General features: G+C 72.2%; 19 protein-coding genes. 13 read left to right on the top strand and 6 right to left on the bottom strand.

Going from position 1 to position 17,093, the window contains the following annotated elements; translation table 11 throughout:
• Positions 1–16 precede the first annotated feature (16 nt).
• Both Afe05nite_RS32750 and Afe05nite_RS32745 read left to right on the top strand, forming a co-directional pair.
• The gene (locus tag Afe05nite_RS32750; RefSeq protein WP_203821134.1) at positions 17–544 is read left to right on the top strand and encodes a MarR family winged helix-turn-helix transcriptional regulator; all 528 of its coding nucleotides are present in this window, start codon (positions 17–19) and stop codon (positions 542–544) included.
• On the top strand, positions 541–927 hold the full coding sequence (locus tag Afe05nite_RS32745; RefSeq protein ID WP_239118359.1) for a nitroreductase/quinone reductase family protein: 387 nt from the start codon (positions 541–543) through the stop codon (positions 925–927). Before Afe05nite_RS32750 ends, Afe05nite_RS32745 begins: the two co-directional genes overlap by 4 nt.
• An 18-nt stretch (positions 928–945) precedes the next feature.
• Here the strand turns inward: Afe05nite_RS32745 and Afe05nite_RS32740 are convergent, their stop codons facing one another.
• From Afe05nite_RS32740 to Afe05nite_RS32730, 3 genes are read right to left on the bottom strand one after another with little or no spacing between them, the layout of a single operon-like run.
• On the bottom strand, positions 946–1,266 hold the full coding sequence (locus Afe05nite_RS32740; RefSeq protein ID WP_203821133.1) for a hypothetical protein: 321 nt from the start codon (positions 1,264–1,266) through the stop codon (positions 946–948).
• A 53-nt stretch (positions 1,267–1,319) separates the two neighbouring features.
• Positions 1,320–2,123, bottom strand: coding sequence for an IclR family transcriptional regulator domain-containing protein (locus tag Afe05nite_RS32735; protein ID WP_203821132.1), 804 nt, complete (start codon positions 2,121–2,123; stop codon positions 1,320–1,322).
• Between the two features lie 20 nt (positions 2,124–2,143).
• Complete coding sequence (locus Afe05nite_RS32730) at positions 2,144–3,550, bottom strand: amidohydrolase family protein (RefSeq protein WP_203821131.1); 1,407 nt, start codon at positions 3,548–3,550, stop codon at positions 2,144–2,146.
• A 165-nt stretch (positions 3,551–3,715) separates the two neighbouring features.
• On the opposite strand from Afe05nite_RS32730, the gene Afe05nite_RS32725 reads away from it, so the two are divergent.
• Genes Afe05nite_RS32725 through Afe05nite_RS32705 form a run of 5 tightly spaced genes read left to right on the top strand, consistent with a single transcriptional unit; the run spans position 3,716 to position 7,716 of the window.
• Positions 3,716–4,867 (top strand): CaiB/BaiF CoA transferase family protein, encoded by a 1,152-nt coding sequence (locus tag Afe05nite_RS32725; RefSeq protein ID WP_239118358.1) that lies wholly within the window; start codon positions 3,716–3,718, stop codon positions 4,865–4,867.
• Positions 4,852–5,631: a citryl-CoA lyase gene (locus tag Afe05nite_RS32720; protein WP_203821130.1), complete on the top strand. Its 780-nt coding sequence runs from the start codon at positions 4,852–4,854 to the stop codon at positions 5,629–5,631. The genes Afe05nite_RS32725 and Afe05nite_RS32720 overlap by 16 nt, the downstream gene beginning before the upstream one ends.
• A gap of 2 nt (positions 5,632–5,633) precedes the next feature.
• Entirely contained in the window at positions 5,634–6,497 is an 864-nt protein-coding gene (locus tag Afe05nite_RS32715) for a DODA-type extradiol aromatic ring-opening family dioxygenase (RefSeq protein ID WP_203821129.1), read from the top strand.
• The gene (locus Afe05nite_RS32710; RefSeq protein WP_203821128.1) at positions 6,494–6,856 is read left to right on the top strand and encodes a hypothetical protein; all 363 of its coding nucleotides are present in this window, start codon (positions 6,494–6,496) and stop codon (positions 6,854–6,856) included. Before Afe05nite_RS32715 ends, Afe05nite_RS32710 begins: the two co-directional genes overlap by 4 nt.
• On the top strand, positions 6,853–7,716 hold the full coding sequence (locus Afe05nite_RS32705; RefSeq protein WP_239118357.1) for a quinone oxidoreductase family protein: 864 nt from the start codon (positions 6,853–6,855) through the stop codon (positions 7,714–7,716). Before Afe05nite_RS32710 ends, Afe05nite_RS32705 begins: the two co-directional genes overlap by 4 nt.
• 154 nt (positions 7,717–7,870) lie before the next feature.
• On the opposite strand, the gene Afe05nite_RS32700 is transcribed toward Afe05nite_RS32705, so the two are convergent.
• Positions 7,871–8,719 (bottom strand): sigma-70 family RNA polymerase sigma factor, encoded by an 849-nt coding sequence (locus tag Afe05nite_RS32700; protein WP_203821127.1) that lies wholly within the window; start codon positions 8,717–8,719, stop codon positions 7,871–7,873.
• An 81-nt stretch (positions 8,720–8,800) separates the two neighbouring features.
• On the opposite strand from Afe05nite_RS32700, the gene Afe05nite_RS32695 reads away from it, so the two are divergent.
• From Afe05nite_RS32695 to Afe05nite_RS32680, 4 genes are all read left to right on the top strand, one after another.
• Complete coding sequence (locus Afe05nite_RS32695; protein ID WP_203821126.1) at positions 8,801–9,259, top strand: carboxymuconolactone decarboxylase family protein; 459 nt, start codon at positions 8,801–8,803, stop codon at positions 9,257–9,259.
• Positions 9,260–9,292: 33 nt separating this feature from the next.
• A complete protein-coding gene (locus tag Afe05nite_RS32690; RefSeq protein WP_203821125.1) occupies positions 9,293–9,958 on the top strand; it encodes a hypothetical protein in 666 nt (221 codons plus the stop codon).
• A gap of 111 nt (positions 9,959–10,069) precedes the next feature.
• Positions 10,070–11,497 (top strand): serine/threonine-protein kinase, encoded by a 1,428-nt coding sequence (locus Afe05nite_RS32685; RefSeq protein WP_203821124.1) that lies wholly within the window; start codon positions 10,070–10,072, stop codon positions 11,495–11,497.
• Between the two features lie 15 nt (positions 11,498–11,512).
• Positions 11,513–12,241: a 16S rRNA (uracil(1498)-N(3))-methyltransferase gene (locus Afe05nite_RS32680; protein WP_203821123.1), complete on the top strand. Its 729-nt coding sequence runs from the start codon at positions 11,513–11,515 to the stop codon at positions 12,239–12,241.
• A 68-nt stretch (positions 12,242–12,309) separates the two neighbouring features.
• Here Afe05nite_RS32680 and Afe05nite_RS32675 read toward each other — a convergent pair whose 3' ends face one another.
• Together Afe05nite_RS32675 and Afe05nite_RS32670 are read right to left on the bottom strand one after the other, a co-directional pair.
• Positions 12,310–13,134 (bottom strand): hypothetical protein, encoded by an 825-nt coding sequence (locus Afe05nite_RS32675; RefSeq protein ID WP_203821122.1) that lies wholly within the window; start codon positions 13,132–13,134, stop codon positions 12,310–12,312.
• A gap of 2 nt (positions 13,135–13,136) precedes the next feature.
• Complete coding sequence (locus Afe05nite_RS32670) at positions 13,137–13,544, bottom strand: S-adenosylmethionine decarboxylase (protein ID WP_203821121.1); 408 nt, start codon at positions 13,542–13,544, stop codon at positions 13,137–13,139.
• Positions 13,545–13,819: 275 nt separating this feature from the next.
• On the opposite strand from Afe05nite_RS32670, the gene Afe05nite_RS32665 reads away from it, so the two are divergent.
• The gene (locus Afe05nite_RS32665; RefSeq protein ID WP_239118356.1) at positions 13,820–15,355 is read left to right on the top strand and encodes an ABC transporter transmembrane domain-containing protein; all 1,536 of its coding nucleotides are present in this window, start codon (positions 13,820–13,822) and stop codon (positions 15,353–15,355) included.
• Positions 15,352–17,076 carry an ABC transporter ATP-binding protein gene (locus Afe05nite_RS32660; RefSeq protein WP_203821120.1) on the top strand — a complete coding sequence of 575 codons (1,725 nt, stop codon included), beginning with the start codon at positions 15,352–15,354 and terminating at the stop codon, positions 17,074–17,076. Before Afe05nite_RS32665 ends, Afe05nite_RS32660 begins: the two co-directional genes overlap by 4 nt.
• Positions 17,077–17,093 lie beyond the last annotated feature (17 nt).

The raw sequence follows: 17,093 nt of genomic DNA, 5'->3' as shown, positions 1-17,093 counted from the left end.
GGGTTACAGTTCGGTTGTGAACAGCGCCACCCCGCCGCCGGACCCGGACGAGGTCCCCTGGTTGTCGCACGACGAGAAAGCCGCCTGGCTGTCCCTGACGGCGATGCTGATGACGCTGCCCGCAGCTATCGACGCCCAGCTCAAGCGTGATTCCGGGCTGAACTTCTTCGAGTACTCGATACTCGTCTCGCTGGAGCGGCCGGAGAACCACAAGGTGCGGATGAGCGTCCTCGCGATGATGGCGGGCGGCTCGATGTCGCGGCTGTCGCACGCGGTGAGCCGCCTCGAGAGACAGGGCTGGGTGCGCCGGGTGGCCGCCGACGGCGAGCCGCGCTGTGTCTCGGCCGAGCTGACCGAGGCCGGCTTGGCGGTGCTGGTGGCGGCCGCCCCGGGGCACGTGCGGGAGGCCCGCCGGCTGGTCTTCGACCCGTTGACGGCGGCTCAGGTCAAGCAGCTGCAGAAGGCCTGCCGCGAGATCGTCGGTGTCACCGACCCGGGGTCCGCGGCCACCCTCGACGAGATCAACCTGGGGAAGATGGCTTGAGAGCGGCCTGGCTCGGCCTGCTGAAGCACTCGCTCAACCGGGTCACGGTGCCGCTGGCCCGCTCGGGTCACGGCCCGTTCGCGCTGGTGCGGCACGTCGGCCGCCGGTCCGGCCGGTGCTACGAGACGCCGCTGCTGCTGGCCCGGTACGGCGACGACTTCGTGGCCGAGCTGACCTACGGCCCGAACGTCGACTGGCACCGCAACGTCCAGGCCGCGGGCCGCTGCGAGGTCGTCGCCGGCGGCGTGACCTACGAGATCGACCGCATCGAGACGTTTCCCACCGCCGCCGGGCTGCGCGCGTTCGGTAACCCGGCCGCGGTGGTCCTGCGCCTGCTGCGCCGCCGCGACTTCCGGCTGCTGCGGGTGGCCGCATCCGGCTGAGCGGTCCTCAGCGGAGCCTCAGAGGCGGGCCTGGGCGCGGTCGACGAGCAGTGGCAGGAGCTCGAGACGCCAGGTCAGCAGGTGGATGTGGCCGCTGGAGAGGCCGCCGTGGGCGAACTCGGGGCGGTAGACGGACGGCTCGGGTTCGGCGGCGAGGTCGACGCCGACGATCCGGTTGAAGGCGTTGTAGAGCATCGCCTCGGCCTCGCCGAGCGTGGGCGGCAGGTAGGTCTCGCCCAGGTGGTCCCGCATCGCCTGCCAGACCCATGGATCGCCGCGCAGACCCCAGCGCGCCGGCTCCGGGTCGAAAAGGTCGGCCATCGCCTTCATGCGGATCATTCTGATCCTCCCGGCCCCGGGACGCACGCCGGCCGGCCGGGGGAGTCCGAGGCTCAGACGGTGACGGCCGGGACGGCGGCGGTCAGGGCCCAGTCGTGGCTGATGTCGGCCGCGGTGCGCAGAAGTTTGGGCAGGTGGTCCTCGAGGAGGGTCTCCACTGTGGTCTCGGCCGCGTGGACGGTCACGTTTATCGCGGCGACCACGTTGCCGTCGCCGTCGCGGACCCCGGTGGCGACCGACCGGACGCCGGGCGCCAGGTCCTGATCGGCCAGAGCCCAGCCCTTGGCGCGTACTTCCCGCAGCGCGGCCTCGAGGTCGGCGGCCGACGGCTGCCGGCGGGGGGTGATCCCGGAGCGTGAGCTCTGCGCGAGGAGCTCCGCCAGCGCGGCCGGCGGCAAGGCCGCCAGCAGCACCTTTCCCATGCTGGTGGCGGCAGCGGGGAAGCGGGTGCCGATGGTGACGGAGAGGGTCACGATCTTGGGTACGGCCACCCGCGCCACGTAGACGATGTCGGAGCCGTCGAGCTGGGCCATCGACGTCGACTCGTTCGTCTGGGCGACCAGTTTCTCCATGTGCGGGCGGGCGGCGTCCCACATGCTCAGCGAGTTCACATAGGCCATGCCGAGCTCCAGCACGCGCGGGGTCAGCGCGTAGCCCCGGTCGGCCTGGCGGACGTAGCCGAGCGCCTCGAGCGTGATCAGGATGCGGCGCACGGTGGGCCGGGCGAGGCCGGTGTGGCCGGCGATCTCGCTGAGTGTCATGGCCGGCGTGCCCGGCCGGAAGGAGCGCAGGACGTCGAGGCCGCGGGCGAGCGCCTCGATGAAATCCGGCCCCGCGCCCCTTCCGATGTCGGTCATGACCTCATGCTTTCATTCGTCTACTTGGTGTACTGATACGGGTTGTGCAGGATCCGGGATTCCGGGATCTCCGGGTTCATGCCGCGCTGCCACAGATCCTCACCCATGGTCTCGCGCAGGTAGTCGACGGTGCTGCCGACCTTGGCCCGGGCCGCGGCCAGATCGACGCCGACCAGCTTGCCGTCGGTCTTGACGACCTTGCCGCCGACCAGCACCGTGTGCACGTCGCCGCGCTGGGCCTGGTAGACGACGTGGCCGTAGGGGTGCAGCACCGGGGACATGGCCGGCGAGTCGTCGTTCTTGATGAGCACCACGTCGGCCTTGCGGCCCGGCGTGATCGCGCCGATCTCGGAGTCCATGCCCAGGGCCTTGGCGCCGCCCCGGGTGGCCCAGTCGACGACCTGCTCGGCGCGCAGGTGGTGGTGGGTGATGGTCTCCTTGGCGCCGTGCGCCTCCAGGTGTTCCCGGGAGCGGTCGGCGGACAGCGTCGAGCGCATCGCGGAGAACAGGTCGCCGCTCCACCACACGCTGGTGTCCATCGACAGCGACACCGGGATGTCGTGCTTGCGCAGCATCCAGGTGGGCGGGTAGCCCTGGCCGGCGCTCTGCTCGCTCTCGGTCGAGACGCTCACCGAACCGCCGGTGGCCGCGATCCGGTGGTACGAGTCGCTGCTCAGGGTGGCCGCGTGCACGTAGACGGTGCCGGGCGTCATGAAGCCGTTCTCGTACATCAGCCGGATGCCGTCGTCGTTGGTGGCGCCCCACACGCCGGCGTGCGTGGTGACGGTGACGCCGAGGTCGCGGGCCACCTCGAAGGCGGCCTTCTCCTGGAACGCCGGGTCGCCCGGGACGTCGAAGGCGAGCTGGAAGCCGGCGAGCTTGCCGCCGTCGATGCGCCGCGCGTGGAAGTCGCGGAACTCCGGCGTCGTCGACCATTGCCACGGGCCCTGCTGGATGTTGCCGTAGGCGAGGACGAACCGGCCCGGTACCGCTTCCAGGGCGTCGACCGCCGCGTCGGCGTGGTCGATGGTCTGCAGGCCGTGCGACCAGTCGACGGTGGTGGTGACCCCGGAGTCGACGGCCTCGATCGCGCCGAGCAGGTTGCCGGCGTGCACGTCCTCGGGGCGGAACAGCTTGCCGGACTCGAGGTAGTACCAGACGAAGTACTGCGTCAGGGTCCAGTCGGCGCCGTACCCGCGCATGGCCGTCTGCCACATGTGCCGGTGGGTGTCGACCATGCCGGGCATGATGATCCCGCCGCCGGCGTCGATCTCGAGGGCACCGTCGGGTGCCGTCAGGCCGTGCCCGACCTCGGCGATCCGGTCGCCGACGACCAGCACGTCGGCGTCGGTGAGCACCGTGTGCGAGTCGTCCATGGTGAGTACCAGGCCGTTGCGGAGGACTACCGGCCGGTCGCTTTCGGTCATCGCGCATCCCTTCGATTGCCTCTTCGGACCACTGTCCGCCTAGCGGACAGAGCGAATGGCGCCAGTGTGCTCTCGGTCACGTGTAGCGTCAAGACCATGTTTCGGTCGGATTAACCGGCCATTGACAGGGCCCCTTGCTGGGGTCGAAGCTGTTTCGGCGGACAGGTGTCCGTAGAACGGGCGGTGATGATGACGCAGGGCCCTCTGCACGGTCTGCTGGTGGCGGATTTCTCGCGGATCCTGGCCGGGCCGTACGCGACGATGCTGCTCGCCGACCTCGGCGCGCAGGTGATCAAGGTGGAGGGGCCGGGCGGCGACGACACCCGTACCTGGATGCCACCGGTCCGCGACGGCGTGTCGACCTACTACCTCGGCATCAACCGCAACAAGCGGTCCATCGCCCTGAACCTGAAGGACCCGGGCGACCAGGAGGTCGCGCGGGCGCTGGCCGGGCGGGCCGACATCATGATCGAGAACTTCAAGCCGGGCGGGCTGGCCCGGTTCGGCCTGGACTTCGCCTCGGTCTCGGCCGTGAACGAGAAGATCGTCTACGCCAGCATCAGCGGTTTCGGCTCCGGCGCGGGTGCCGACCTGCCCGGCTACGACCTGATGGTGCAGGCGATCTCCGGGCTGATGAGTCTCACCGGCGACCCGGACGGCTCGCCCTACCGCGCCGGCATCTCGGTCTTCGACGTGATGGCCGGCATGCACGCCACCATCGGCATCCTGGCCGCCCTGCGGCATCGCGGCGAGACCGGCCGGGGCCAGCACGTCGAGGTCAACCTGCTCAGCTCGGCGCTGTCCGGCCTGGTCAACCACTCCAGTGCCTACGTCGCGGGCGGAACCATCCCGTTCCGGATGGGCAACGCGCATCCCAGCCTCTTCCCGTACGAGCCGCTGCCCTGCGCGGACGGCGAGTTGATCGTGATCGCCGGGAACGACGGCCAGTTCCGCAAGCTCTGCCAGGTGCTCGACCTGCCGGAACTGCCGGACGACCCGCGTTTCGGGCGTAATCAGGACCGTACGGCGAATCGGGCGGAACTGCGGCCGATCCTGGTCGACCGGCTGAGCCGGCGGGGCAAGGACGAATGGTTCCGTGACCTGCTCGCGGCCGGCGTTCCGTGCGCGCCGATCAACACGATCGACGGCGGCGTCGCGCTCGCCGAGGAACTGGGCCTGAACCCGGTGATCGACGCGGCCGGCGTGCCGGCGGTCCGCAACCCGATCACCTTCTCCGAGACCCCGGCGGCCTATCAGCTGCCGCCACCCGGTCTCGACGAACACGGCGAGGAGATCCGCGCGTGGCTGAAGAACTGAGCTTCCCGACCGGCCTCGGCACGTCGACGCCCGAGACCATCTCGCTGCTGGGCAAGGACCTGGCGGCCGACCTGATGGGCAAGGTCGGCTTCGGTGAACTGGCGTTCTGGCTGGTCGCCGGACGCCGGCCGACGGCGGGGGAGGTGCGGTTGTTCGAGGCGGTGCTGGTCGCCCTGGCCGACCACGGCTTCACCCCGACCGCCATCGCGGCGCGACTGACGTACCTCTCAGCTCCGGACTCCCTGCAGGGCGCCCTCGCCGCCGGTCTTCTCGGCGGCGGCTCCCGTTTCCTCGGGGTGACCGAGGACTGCGGCCGGTTCCTCGCCGACACGCTCGTCGATGCCGGCACCGAACGCGATTACGACGTGATCGCCCTGGAAGCGGTGCGCAAGGCGCGCGAGGCCAAGAAGTTCGTCCCCGGCCTCGGTCACCCGGTGCACAAGGAGCAGGACCCGCGCACCCCGGTGCTGATCGCGATCGCCGAACAGGAGGGGCTGCGCGGCCCGCACCTGCGGCTGTTCGAGGCGATCGGGCGGGTGCACCCGCAGGTGCTCGGCAAGAAGCTGCCGCTCAACGGTGCCGGCGTGTGCGGCGCCGCCCTGGCCGACCTGGGCCTGCCGACCGACCTGCTGCGCGGGTTCGCGCTGCTGGCGCGGGCCGCCGGGTTGCTCGGGCAACTGGCCGAGGAGCGGCGCCGGCCGATCGCCAACGACATCTATCGCACCGTCGATCGCAACGCCGTCTACGAACCCCGAGAGGACTGACTATGGCCAGCATCGTCGCGGTCATCGCCTCCACCCATCACCCCTTCTACTACAAGGCCAGCACGGCCACCGGCGAGGACCGGCCGCCGTTCGCCGACGAGTGGGTCCGGAAGATCACCGCCTTCCGCGAGACGCTCACCAAGGCCAACCCCGACGTCCTCGTGATGGTCGGCTCCGACCACTTCCATCAGCTGTGGCTGGACAACATGCCGCAGTTCCTGGTCGGCAAGGCGCCGTTCTACGACGCCAACTGGTACAACGAGGAGCGCGAGTTCGGCCTGCCGAAGATGCTGCTCAAGGGCCAGGAAGACCTGTCCGCGCACATCCTGCGGGCCGGGCTCGACGCCGGTTTCGACCTGGCGTTCAGCAACGAGCTGCGGATCGACCACAGCGTCACCTGCCCGATCATCACGCTGCGGCCCGAGGCGGACCTGCCGATCGTGCCGATCTACACCAACATCTTCGCGCCGCCGCTGCCGCAGCCGTCCCGCTTCGTCAAGCTGGGCGAGACGATCCGGCAGATCGTCGAACAGTGGCCGTCGCACCTGCGGGTCGCGGTCATCGGCACCGGGCACCTGTCGCTCGAGCTGGGCGGCCCACGGCAGTTCGGTCCGCACGGGCCCGACCCCGAGTTCGACAGGCGCGCCGTCGAGTGGATCGCCACCGGCGACATCGACAACTGCCTGCGCGAGGTGTCGCTCGAGAGCCTGCACTCGCCGGGCAACGCGACCCACGGCTTCATGGACTTCATGCTGATGATGGGCGTCGCGGGGGCGGGGGCGAAGGCCGACTACGTCGACACGCTCGACCTGTTCCACACCATGGAGGCGTACTTCACCTGGTATCCGAACGGAGCGCCGGCATGAGCAAGTACCTGCTGAACAAGTTCCTGTTCACGGTGGACCGCGACCCCACGCTGGTCGAGCGCTACCGCTCCGAGCCGCACGAACTGGTCACCTGGTGGGAGTCCACAGTGGCCAACACGCTGCTCAACTGCCACACCGACGAGGCGTCCACCTGGCTGCGGTTCACCGCCGAGGAGCGGGCGGCGCTGATCGATCACGATCACTGCAAGCTCTTCGAGCTCGGGGCGCATCCGTTCCTCACGTTGACGCTCTTCATCGCCATGTTCGAACGGGACAACAACGAACCCCTCGAATATCAGAAGGCGTACGGCGCCCGCATGGCCCACTTCGCCATGCCGTACCCGGACATCGCGACATGATCCCCGCGGCCGTGCTGCGTGTCTGCGGCCGGCCGCCGGAGCTGGCGAAGCGGCGGGCGCCGGAGCCGGGCGCGGGCGAGGTCGCGGTCACCGTGGCGGCGGCGCCGATCACCCCGCTCGACCTGCTGTGCGCCTCCGGCACCAGCTATTTCGGCACGCCGGCCACGCCGTACGTGCCGGGGGTGCAGGGGGTCGGCTACCGCGAGGACGGTACGCCCGTCTGGTTCGCCACCTCGGCCGGGATGCGACCGGGTGACGGCAGTATGGCCGCCCTCGTCACGGTGCCGTTCGCCGACGTGGTGCCGTTGCCGCGGGGCGTGCCGCTGCCGCTGATCGCCGCCCTCGGCCTGTCCGCGGTGGCCGCCCACTCGGCGCTGACCCGCACCGGTGGCCTCACCCCGGGCGAGACGGTGCTCGTGCTCGGCGCCGGCGGAGTGGTCGGTCAGGCCGCCGTCCAGCTGGCGCGGCTCTGCGGGGCCGGCCGGGTGATCGCCGTGTGCCGCTCGGCGCAAGCTCGGGAGCAGGTCCGGCGGCTCGGTGCCGACGAGGCGGTCGAGCTGCGGCCGGCGGACGACCCGGAGTCGCTCGCCGACCGGCTGCGCGCCGTGTCCGGCCCGGTCGACCTGGTGCTCGACCCGGTCTTCGGGGTGCCGGCGGCAGCCGCGCTGCGGGTGCTGCGGCCCGGCGGCCGCCTGGTCAACCTGGGCAGCTCGGCGTCGCCGACCGCCCCGATCGACTCGGCCACGCTGCGCGGCGGCGCCCTGCGGATCCTCGGCTACACCAACAACGGGCTGTCCACGGCGCAGCGGGCCGAGTCGCCGAGATCGCGGCGTACGCGGCCGAGGGCCGGCTCACCGTGACGCATGAGGTGGTGCCGTTCGCCGATGTCGAGCAGGCGTGGTCCCGGCAGGCCGTGGGCGACACGGCCGGCCGTATCGTGCTGGCCCTCTGACCGATCGCCGGGCCGGTTGTCGGCGCTCGGCCGGCCCAGTTCGGCGTGCCCGCCAGGCCGGCCTAGATCGGCGTGACCGCCAGGCCGGCCAGCTCGGCCGGGTCGGTGGTCGCGTCGAGCCCGGCGATCCGACCGTCCACTATGGTCACCCGGGCCGCCACCGTCACCTGTTCGCCCACCGTCGCCTGCTCGCCGGCCATTACTGCGATGCCCAGCCGGCCGTCGACCAGCGCCGTGCGAGCGGTCCGGGCGCGACCGTCGAAGAACGCTGCCACCGACTCCGCGCCCCGGTTCCGCACCACCTCGTCGACACGCATCTCGACGTCCGGGTCGAGCAGCGTCAGCAGGGTGGCCAGGTCACCGCCCCGGGCCGCGACCAGGAACGCGTCCACCACCGCCCGGCCGGCCGGCGCCTCGGCGTCCGAACCCGCCCGCACCCGCCGCCGAGCGCGGCTGGCCAGCTGCCGGGCGGCGTCGGGGGAACGGCCGACGAGCGGGGCGATCTCCTCGAACGAGACGGCGAACAGGTCGTGCAGCACGAACGCGAGCCGCTCGGCCGGGGTCAGCGTCTCCAGCACGACCAGCAGGGCGAGCCCGACCGAGTCGGCCAGCAGCGCCTCCTGCTCCGGGTCGGCGGCGGCGGCCGCGGGCTCCGACTCGAACGAGTCCTCGCGTCGCGACGTGCGCCGGCGCAGCATGTCCAGGCAGATCCGGCCGACCACGGTGGTCAGCCACGCGGCGAGGTTGTCGAGCCCGTCCTGGTCGGTGCGGCTCAGGCGCAGCCACGCCTCCTGCACCGCGTCGTCGGCTTCGGCCGCCGAGCCGAGCATCCGCAACGCCACCGCCCGCAGCCGGGGCCGGTTCGCCTCGAAGCGGGCCGCCAGCACGTCGTCCTGTTGCCTACGCCACATCGGTCACATCCACCTTTCCATCTTCGTCACCCCACCGACGGACCAGAGCGCGCCGATGTGACGGCGCCGGAGGGAGAAAACATGCAGGCTCGTATCGAGAACCCGGCCAGCCTGCTGCCGGAGACGATGAAGGCGATAAACGTGCTCTACCAACAGGCCCACTCGGCCGGGGTCGAGCCGGCCACCCTGGAGCTGGTCCACCTGCGGGCCAGCCAGATCAACGGGTGTGCGCCGTGCGTCGATTCGGGCGCCCGCAGCGCCCGGCAGAGCGGCGAGACCGAGGAACGGCTGTTCGCGATCGCGGTGTGGCGGGAGACGCCGTACTTCACCGAGGCCGAGCGGGCCGCCCTGGCCCTCGCCGAGGCGGCGACCCGGCTGGCCGACCGGCCCGACCCGGTGCCGGACGACGTCTGGGCCGCGGCGGCGGCGCACTTCGACGACAAGCAGCTGGCGGCGATCGTGCTGTGGATCGCGACCACCAACTTCTTCAACCGGGTGAACGTGGCCACGGCGCAGCCCGCTCCGCAGAATTGGGGATGAAGTCTGCCGCGGTGCGGGTCTAGCATCCGCGGCATGACGGGGACCGACAAGCCGAGAATCGTACGAGCGGCGGCCTTGCTGACGCTGGCCCTGGCGCCGGCCGGGCTGCTGCTCGTGCTCGACGGCATCCTGGAATTGCGCTGGTTCGGCAGCGGGGAGGCGAAACAGCTGAGGACGGTGCTCGACGGCATCAACAACGAGTACGGCATCACGCCGCCCGCCCTGCTGCGACACGAGGAGGGGGCGTGGGAGCTGATCTTCCTCGGCCTCTTCTGCCTGGCCTACGCGACGTTCGGCATCTGGCTGTTGCGCGGCCGGCTCTGGGCCCGCACCTGGGCCGTGGTCGGCGGGGTGGTGGCGGCCCTGGCCGGCCTGATCGGGGTGGGCGCCGACTCGACCGAGTCGCACACCCTGGCCGACTATTTCGCCAAGCTCCACGGCTCGGTGATCGGCGACCGGATCCCGCAGGTGGAAGCGTTGCTCTACCCGAGTTGGTATCCGTGGCTGGAGGACCTCGCCCAGGGTCTTCAGGTGATCCTGTCGCTGGCCGCGCTCGCCGCCCTCGCCTGGGCGGTGATCACGCACGGCGACTACTACACCGGCGGCCGTGCGGTCGACGCCCCGCCCGACGCCTGGGACTCCGCCCTGTCCCGGGTGCGCGAGCAGTCCCGCCGGCACCGGGCCGCCGACGAGTCGTGACCGGCGCCCGGCGTGGGGCGCAATTCCGGAGAGCGACGCCCCCCGTACGGTGTGTTTCTGCGCTACCGTCCGGGGTCCGGGTGACAGTTCGCGATTCTTCGAGGTGGCCTGATGGTGACGGTCGGACAACTCGTCGCCGGGCGTTACCGAGTCCTCCACCCGCTCGCCGACGGTGGGATGAGCCGGGTGTGGCTCGCGCGCGACGAGCTCGAGGACAGCCCGGTGGCCCTCAAGAAGTGCACCCTGCCGGCCGGCCTGACCCCGGACGAGGAAGACGTCTTCCGGGTGTGGACCGCCCGCGAGGCGCGCTCGTTCACCCTGGTCGACCATCCCAACGTGGTTCGCACGCTGGACGTGCTGCACGACGACGACGCGCCCTGGATCGTGCTGGAGTTCGTGCCGTCGCACTCGCTGCAGCAGGTGCTCGACGAGTCCGGCCCGCTGCCGCCGGCCCGGGTCGCCGGGATCGGCCTGGCGGTGCTCGAGGGCCTGCTCGCGGTGCGCCGCGCCGGACTGCTCCACCTCGACGTGAAACCGTCGAACGTGCTGATCGCCACCGATGGCCGGGTGATGCTCAGCGATTTCGGCCCGGCGGTCACGTCCGAGGGCGTGCGTGCGCTCGCCGGCATCGTCCTCGGCTCGCCGGAATACCTGGCCCCCGAGCGGTTGCTCGACGGGATCGCGCTGCCCGAGTCCGACCTGTGGTCGCTGGGCGCGACGCTCTACCACGCGGTGCAGGGCCGGCCGCCGTTCGTGCGGGCCACCACCGCCGAGACGCTGCAGGCGGTCAGCGAACTGACCCCGGAGCCGCCGGCCCGGGCCGGGCCGCTCACCGAGGTGATCGTGGCGCTGCTGAGCCGCAACCCGGCCGACCGGCCGGAGCCGCCGATGGTCGAGCACGCGCTGCGGGCGGTGACCGGTCAGCCGGCCGGCCGGCCGGAGCTGCCGCCGGCGAAGGCCCCGGCCCGCGCTGACGACAAGCCGGGCCGGGGCCGGCGCCGGCTCGCGATGATCGCGGCCCTCGTCGGTGTGCTGGGCGTGCTGGTCGCCGTGGTCGCGTTGCTCCACCCGGACGACGAGGCGGGCATCCCGGCCTCGGCGGCGAGCGCGGCGCCCCCCGGCGGCTGGTATTGGTACTCGTCGCCGGGCGGCTCGCGGGTGATGTTGCCGAACGAGCTCGCGGCGTCGGGTGACGTGACCGCCGGTGGCCGGCTCGATCAGCCCCAGCTCGACATCGAAGCCGGCGACCTCGGGGGCCGCACCCTGCTCGGGACGCTCGCCGAGGCGGAGTCCGCGATTCGGGCGGCCGGCGGTTACCGGCGGTTCCGGCTCTCGGCGAACCCGGACGGCACCGCCGACTGGGAATATCAATATTCGAACAGCCTGCTCGGCGGCGAGTTGCACGGCATCCAGCGGATTCTCCTCGCGAACGGGAAGTTCTACCGGATCCGCTGGGAGGTGCCGGTCGCGACCTGGGCGGTCGAGCTGCCGCGCTTCCACACCATCGTGGAGAGTTTCCAGCCGCCCCCGGGCAGCTGACGATAGGGTCCCGGGATGTCCGCACCCCTGTTCCTGGTCGACGACCTGCCGGCAAGCCCGACCTGCACCCTCGACGGGCCGGAGGGCCATCACGCCGCCACCGTGCAGCGGTTGCGGGCTGGTGAGGCGCTGATCCTCGCCGACGGGCGCGGCGGCAGCGCGACCGCCGAGGTCGTCACGGTCGGCAAGGGCAGCGTCGAGGTGCGGATCACCGGGCGCGAGCTGGTGCCGGCCCCCGACCCGCGGCTCGTGGTGGTGCAGGGGATCGCCAAGGGCGACCGGGGCGAATTGGCCGTGCAGGCGATGACCGAGATCGGGGTCGACGAGATCCTGCCGTGGGCGGCGTCGCGGTCGGTGGCGCAGTGGCGCGGCGACCGCGGGTTCAAGGCCCGGGACAAGTGGGCCGCGACCGCCCGGGAGGCCGCCAAGCAGGCCCGCCGGTCGTGGCTGCCGCTGGTGGGCGGCGATCCGGACTGCTCGACGAAGCAGGTGGCGGCGCGCCTGGGTGGGCACGCGTTCGTGCTGCACGAGGAGGCAACCGAGCGGCTGGCTACCGCCGAACTGCCGGTATCGGGCGAGATAGTGCTGGTGGTGGGCCCGGAGGGGGGCATCAGCGACGCCGAGCGGGCCGCCTTCGAGGACGCCGGGGCGACCGCCGTGCGGCTGGGCCGCGAGGTGCTGCGCACCTCGACGGCGGGCGTCGCCGCACTCGCCGTGCTGTCGGCCCGCCTCGGCCGCTGGTGACGGCAAGCCGCGTGACCTCAGGCCGCTGGTGACCTCAGGCCGCGGCGCGGTAGGGCCGCCGGGGTGGGTCAGCGCCGGCGGATCAGCTCGCGGCGGTCGAGGCCGGGCAGCGTGATGTGCTCGTCGAGGCCGTCGCCGGTGGCGATGCGGGCGGCGACGTGGCGGATGACCAGGCGGCGCAGGATGTTGCCGCGGATCTCGCCGTCGTGCTCGGCGCCGCGCCGGCCGAGCCGCGCGGCCTGCCGGGCCAGCGACGGGAGGATCTCGTCGAACGGGACGTGCAGCGCCTCGGTCGACGGCGAGCCGAGGTAGGCGAACGGTGCCGAGCCGGCGAGCGGCGAGAATCGGACGCCGAGGAGCTTGAGGTTGCGGTGGGCGCGGGCGTCGAGCATGGCCACCACATGGCGTACGCCGGCAAGCCGGCCCGCGTTGAGGAAGGTGCGGTAGAGCAGCGAGCTCACCGCCGGTCCCGCCGTGCCGCCGCGGTAGGCGGGCAGCACCGCGAGCGTCGCGAAGTCCCAGATCCGGCCGTGGGCCAGGTCGTGCCGGGCGACGACGGTGGCCAGCGGGACGCCGATCAGGCCGGGGGCGTCGTCGAGGGTCTTGCCGCCGCCGTCGACGACCCGGGCGGCGCCGGCCGGCATCCCGGTGCGGCGGTCGAGCACGATGAAGAACAGCGAATCGTCCTCGTAGCGGCGGTACTCGGCGGTCATCGCGGCGGTGTCGTTGCCGAACGCCTGGTCGAAGACCTGCCGTTCGAGGTCGCGGGCCACGTCGGCCATGGCGGAGGCCGAGCCGACGGCCAGCGCCACGAACCGGGCGGTGGAGTGGTGGGCGTCGAGGGCGGCGGCGGTGCGTTGCCGCACGGTGGCGGGGGACAGCTCGTACGTCATGCTCAGAATTCCTTCGCCACGATCTCGGTGGTCCGGAAGTACTGCTCGGTGAACTCGACGACCTTGGCCGGGTCGAACGCCTTGCAGGTGTAGATGTCGACGCTGAAGAAGGAGAGCGGGCGCTCCCAGGAGTAGAAGTGCGCGCCCGAGGTCTCCCAGTGGATCCAGCCGGCCCAGCCGTACAGGTCGCTGACGTGGGTCACCGGCTCGATCAGCGTGATCATGTCGGTCACCACGGAGAGCTTGGACAGATAGTCCTTGATGTGCTCGTCGGTGATCACGAACGTCGGGTAGCCCTCCACCACGAGGCGCTGCCGGGTGATCATCGGTGCCAGGTCACGGTACGCGGCGGAGTCGAGGGCGACGGCGTCGTCACGGACAGTGGCGGTGGTCGGGAGCGCAAGCGACATCTGAACTCTTCCTAGCCTGGCGTATCGGGTGAATCGGACTCATCCGACTTTAGCCAGAAACTACGCAGAGTCAATCCGGCTGACATTACAGAGAGTTATGACACAGGGCGGACGGCGCCCGGCGAGCCCGCGAACCAGGGGGCCAAACGGCTCGGACTCCTGCCGCAATCGTCGATCGCCGCGGCCGGGAGCGCCGTGGCAGATTTGGTGGTTCGTGCCCGGTTCCCGCAGCAGAACCCGATTCAGCGCGGACCGCGGCCGATGAGGAGGCGGTGGTGTCGGCACGGATCAACATCCGGTGGCGGGCCGTCGTCCGGCACCGCTGGCGACTGCTCGCCGGCTGCCTGCTGATCGCCCTGCACCAGGCGTGTGAGGCGGTCGTGCCGATCGTCATCGGCGAGACCGTCGACCTGGCCGTGGCGACCGGCTCGCCGGCCCGGCTGATCACCTGGATCGGGCTGCTCTGCGGGCTCTACCTGCTGCTCACCACGGCGTACCGCAACGGTGCCCGGCAACTCATGCGGGCCCTCGCCGAGGAGTCGCACGCGCTGCGGCTCGAAGTCGCCGCGAAGGTGCTCGACCCGCGGGCCGAGGTGCGTACGGGCGACGTGCTGACCATCTCCACCACCGACGCCGACCACGCGTCGTACCTGCTCGATTACGTGCCCCGGATCGTCGGTGCGCTGGTCGCCACGGCCGTCAGTGCGGTCGGGCTCTGCCTCATCTCCGTACCCCTCGGCCTGGTCGTCCTGATCGGAACCCCCCTCGTGCTGATCGCGCTGCAGCGCGCCGCACCCGGCATCACCCGGCGTGTCGCCACCCGGCAGGAGGTCGCCGGGCGCGCCTCGTCGCTCGCCACCGACCTCGTCACCGGGCTGCGGCCGCTGCGCGGCATCGGCGCGCAGGAAGCCGCCGACGCCCGCTACCGCGAGGTCAGCGACGAGTCGCTGCGCGCCACCCTGGCCGCCGCCCGCACCCAGGGCGTGTTCCTGGCCGCCTCGAACAGCGTCAGCACCCTGCTCGCCGGCGGCATCGCGATCCTGGCCGGCTGGTTCGCGCTGACCGGCCGGATCAGCCCCGGCGAGCTGATCACCGTGATCGGGCTCGCCGCGTTCCTGACCGAGCCGTTCGGCGCGCTGTCGGCCGCGCCGAGCTGGATCGCGACCGCGCGGGCCTCGGCCGACCGGATCGCCGAGCTGCTCGGCAGCACCCCCGCCCCGCCGCCGACCGGGACGCCACCGATCCGGCCCGCCGCCGGCGAATGCCTCGGGGTGGTCGCCGAGACCGACGCCGCCACGATCGTGCAGCTGTACGACGACGGATCGCCGGACGTGCTCGTCGCCCCGCACCACCCGGAGCTGTTCTCGGGCACCATCCGGGACAACATCGTGCTGGCCGCCGACCACGAGCTCGCCGAGGCGCTGCGGGCATCGGCCGCCGACGACGTGGTGCGGGCCCACCCGGAAGGACTCGACCACTCGATCGCCGAGCGCGGGTCGGCCCTCTCCGGCGGGCAGCGGCAGCGCCTCGCCCTCGCCCGGGCGCTGCTCGCCCGGCCGAAACTGCTGGTGCTGCACGACCCGACCACCGCCGTCGACGCGGTCACCGAGCACGCGATCGCCCGGGGCATCCGCGACCTGCGGCACGGTCCCGGTTCGGGGCTCGGCACGCTGATCGTCACGACCAGCCCGGCCCTGCTCGCCGTCACCGACCGGGTGGTGGTGCTGCGCGACGGCCGGATCGTCGCCACCGGCACCCACGCGTCGCTGGCCGCGCTCGACCCGGCCTACCGCGCGGCGGTGCTGCGATGACCGGCCTGCCGGTGGCCACGCCCCGGCAGACCGGCCGCTGGCTGCTCACCGAGCTGCGCTCGCGCCGTCTCGAACTGGCCGTCACCGGTGCCGCCGGGCTCATCGCCGCGACCGCGTCGGTGGTGCCGGTGACCGCCCTCGGCAAGCTCGTCGACCTGGTCCGCGACGGCGCCGCACCGTCGTCGCTGGTGCCGATCGCAGCCGTCGTGGGGGTGGCCGCGGTGATCGGCGGGATCGCCACCGGCGCGACCACCACTCTGGTCAGCCGGCTGGGCGAGCGCATCCTGGCGGCGCTGCGCGAACAGACCGTCGGCGTCGCGCTGCGGCTGCCCGCCACCGTGCTCGACCGGGCCGGGCGCGGCGACCTGCTGTCCCGGGTCGGTGCCGACGTGGCGGCGATCGGTGCCGCGGCGGCCGAGGTGCTGCCCACCGTCATCTCGGCGACCCTGCTCGGGGCGCTCAGCGTCACCGCGATGTTCGGCCTCGACTGGCGGCTCGGCCTGGCCGGCCTCGCCTCGCTGCCGCTCTATCTGGTCGCGCTGCGCTGGTACCTCCCGCGGTCCGCCCCGGTGTACGCCCGGGAACGCACCGCCGTGGCGGATCGAAGCCAATTGTTGATGGAAAGCCTGCAGGGGGTACGCACGGTCCATGCGTACCGCCTTGAACAGCGGCACCTCACCGGCATCGACGCCGCCTCGGCCCACGCCCGGGACCTGTCGATCGGGGTGTTCACCCTGTTCACCCGCTTCGTCGGGCGGATCAACCGGGCCGAGCTGGTCGGTCTCGGCACGATCCTGGTCGCCGGTTTCTGGTTCGTGCGCTCCGGCTGGGTCACGGTCGGCGAGACCGCGGCCACGGCCGTCCTGTTCCACCGGCTCTTCAACCCGATCGGCATGATCTTGTTCACCTTCGACGAGATCCAGGAGGCCGGCACGGGACTGGCCCGGCTCGTCGGGGTCGGCACCCTCAAGATCGTGCCGGCCGGCACCGTCCGGCTGGACCGCACCGACCTGACGCTGACCAACGTGGGCTTCGCCTACGACGAGCGGGTGCCGGTGCTGCAGGACGTCAACCTGCGGGTGGCGCCGGGCGAGCGGGTCGCGCTCGTCGGTTCCACCGGGGCCGGCAAGACCACCGTGGCGTCCATCGCGGCGGGCATCCTGCGCCCCCGATGCGGTACGGCCTCGGCCGGCGGGATCCCGGTCGACGAGCTGGCCCCCGGTGTCGTGGCGATCATCAGTCAGGAGACCCACGTGTTCGCCGGGCCGCTCATCGAGGACGTCCGGCTGGCCCGCCCCCAGGCCTCCGCCGAGCTGGTGCGCGAGGCCCTGGAGACGGTCGGGGCGCTGGAATGGGCGCGCGCCCTGCCCGACGGCCTCGACACCCTGGTCGGGGAGGGCGGTCATCCGCTCACCGCCGCGCAGGGCCAGCAGCTCGCGCTGGCCCGGCTCGTGCTGCTCGACCCGGCGGTGGCCATCCTGGACGAGGCCACCGCCGAGGCCGGCAGCGCCGGCGCGCGGACCCTGGAGGAGTCGGCGCTGGCCGCGACGAAGGGCCGCACCACCCTGCTGGTTGCGCACCGGCTGACCCAGGCCGCCTCGGCCGACCGCATCGTCGTCCTCGAACACGGCGCGGTGCTCGAGGAGGGCACCCACGACGAGTTGGTGGCGGCCGGCGGCCGGTACGCCGAGCTGTGGCGGGCCTGGCAGTCGCGCTTCTAGCCGCCGCCCGGCCCGCC

The organism is Paractinoplanes ferrugineus (assembly GCF_016862195.1).
In the GTDB taxonomy this organism is placed as follows: Bacteria; Actinomycetota; Actinomycetes; order Mycobacteriales; family Micromonosporaceae; genus Actinoplanes; species Actinoplanes ferrugineus.
Note: the sequence above shows the minus strand (reverse complement) of the source record. Positions and strands in the feature narration are given on the sequence as shown.

Excerpts from the sequence above, each read along its gene's own strand:
- Afe05nite_RS32740 (WP_203821133.1), bottom strand. The coding sequence starts at position 1,266 with ATGATCCGCATGAAGGCGATGGCCGACCTTTTCGACCCGGAGCCGGCG.
- Afe05nite_RS32735 (WP_203821132.1), bottom strand. The coding sequence starts at position 2,123 with ATGACCGACATCGGAAGGGGCGCGGGGCCGGATTTCATCGAGGCGCTC.
- Afe05nite_RS32730 (WP_203821131.1), bottom strand. The coding sequence starts at position 3,550 with ATGACCGAAAGCGACCGGCCGGTAGTCCTCCGCAACGGCCTGGTACTC.
- Afe05nite_RS32715 (WP_203821129.1), top strand. The coding sequence starts at position 5,634 with ATGGCCAGCATCGTCGCGGTCATCGCCTCCACCCATCACCCCTTCTAC.
- Afe05nite_RS32710 (WP_203821128.1), top strand. The coding sequence starts at position 6,494 with ATGAGCAAGTACCTGCTGAACAAGTTCCTGTTCACGGTGGACCGCGAC.
- Afe05nite_RS32705 (WP_239118357.1), top strand. The coding sequence starts at position 6,853 with ATGATCCCCGCGGCCGTGCTGCGTGTCTGCGGCCGGCCGCCGGAGCTG.
- Afe05nite_RS32700 (WP_203821127.1), bottom strand. The coding sequence starts at position 8,719 with ATGTGGCGTAGGCAACAGGACGACGTGCTGGCGGCCCGCTTCGAGGCG.
- Afe05nite_RS32695 (WP_203821126.1), top strand. The coding sequence starts at position 8,801 with ATGCAGGCTCGTATCGAGAACCCGGCCAGCCTGCTGCCGGAGACGATG.
- Afe05nite_RS32690 (WP_203821125.1), top strand. The coding sequence starts at position 9,293 with ATGACGGGGACCGACAAGCCGAGAATCGTACGAGCGGCGGCCTTGCTG.
- Afe05nite_RS32685 (WP_203821124.1), top strand. The coding sequence starts at position 10,070 with ATGGTGACGGTCGGACAACTCGTCGCCGGGCGTTACCGAGTCCTCCAC.
- Afe05nite_RS32680 (WP_203821123.1), top strand. The coding sequence starts at position 11,513 with ATGTCCGCACCCCTGTTCCTGGTCGACGACCTGCCGGCAAGCCCGACC.
- Afe05nite_RS32675 (WP_203821122.1), bottom strand. The coding sequence starts at position 13,134 with ATGACGTACGAGCTGTCCCCCGCCACCGTGCGGCAACGCACCGCCGCC.
- Afe05nite_RS32670 (WP_203821121.1), bottom strand. The coding sequence starts at position 13,544 with ATGTCGCTTGCGCTCCCGACCACCGCCACTGTCCGTGACGACGCCGTC.
- Afe05nite_RS32660 (WP_203821120.1), top strand. The coding sequence starts at position 15,352 with ATGACCGGCCTGCCGGTGGCCACGCCCCGGCAGACCGGCCGCTGGCTG.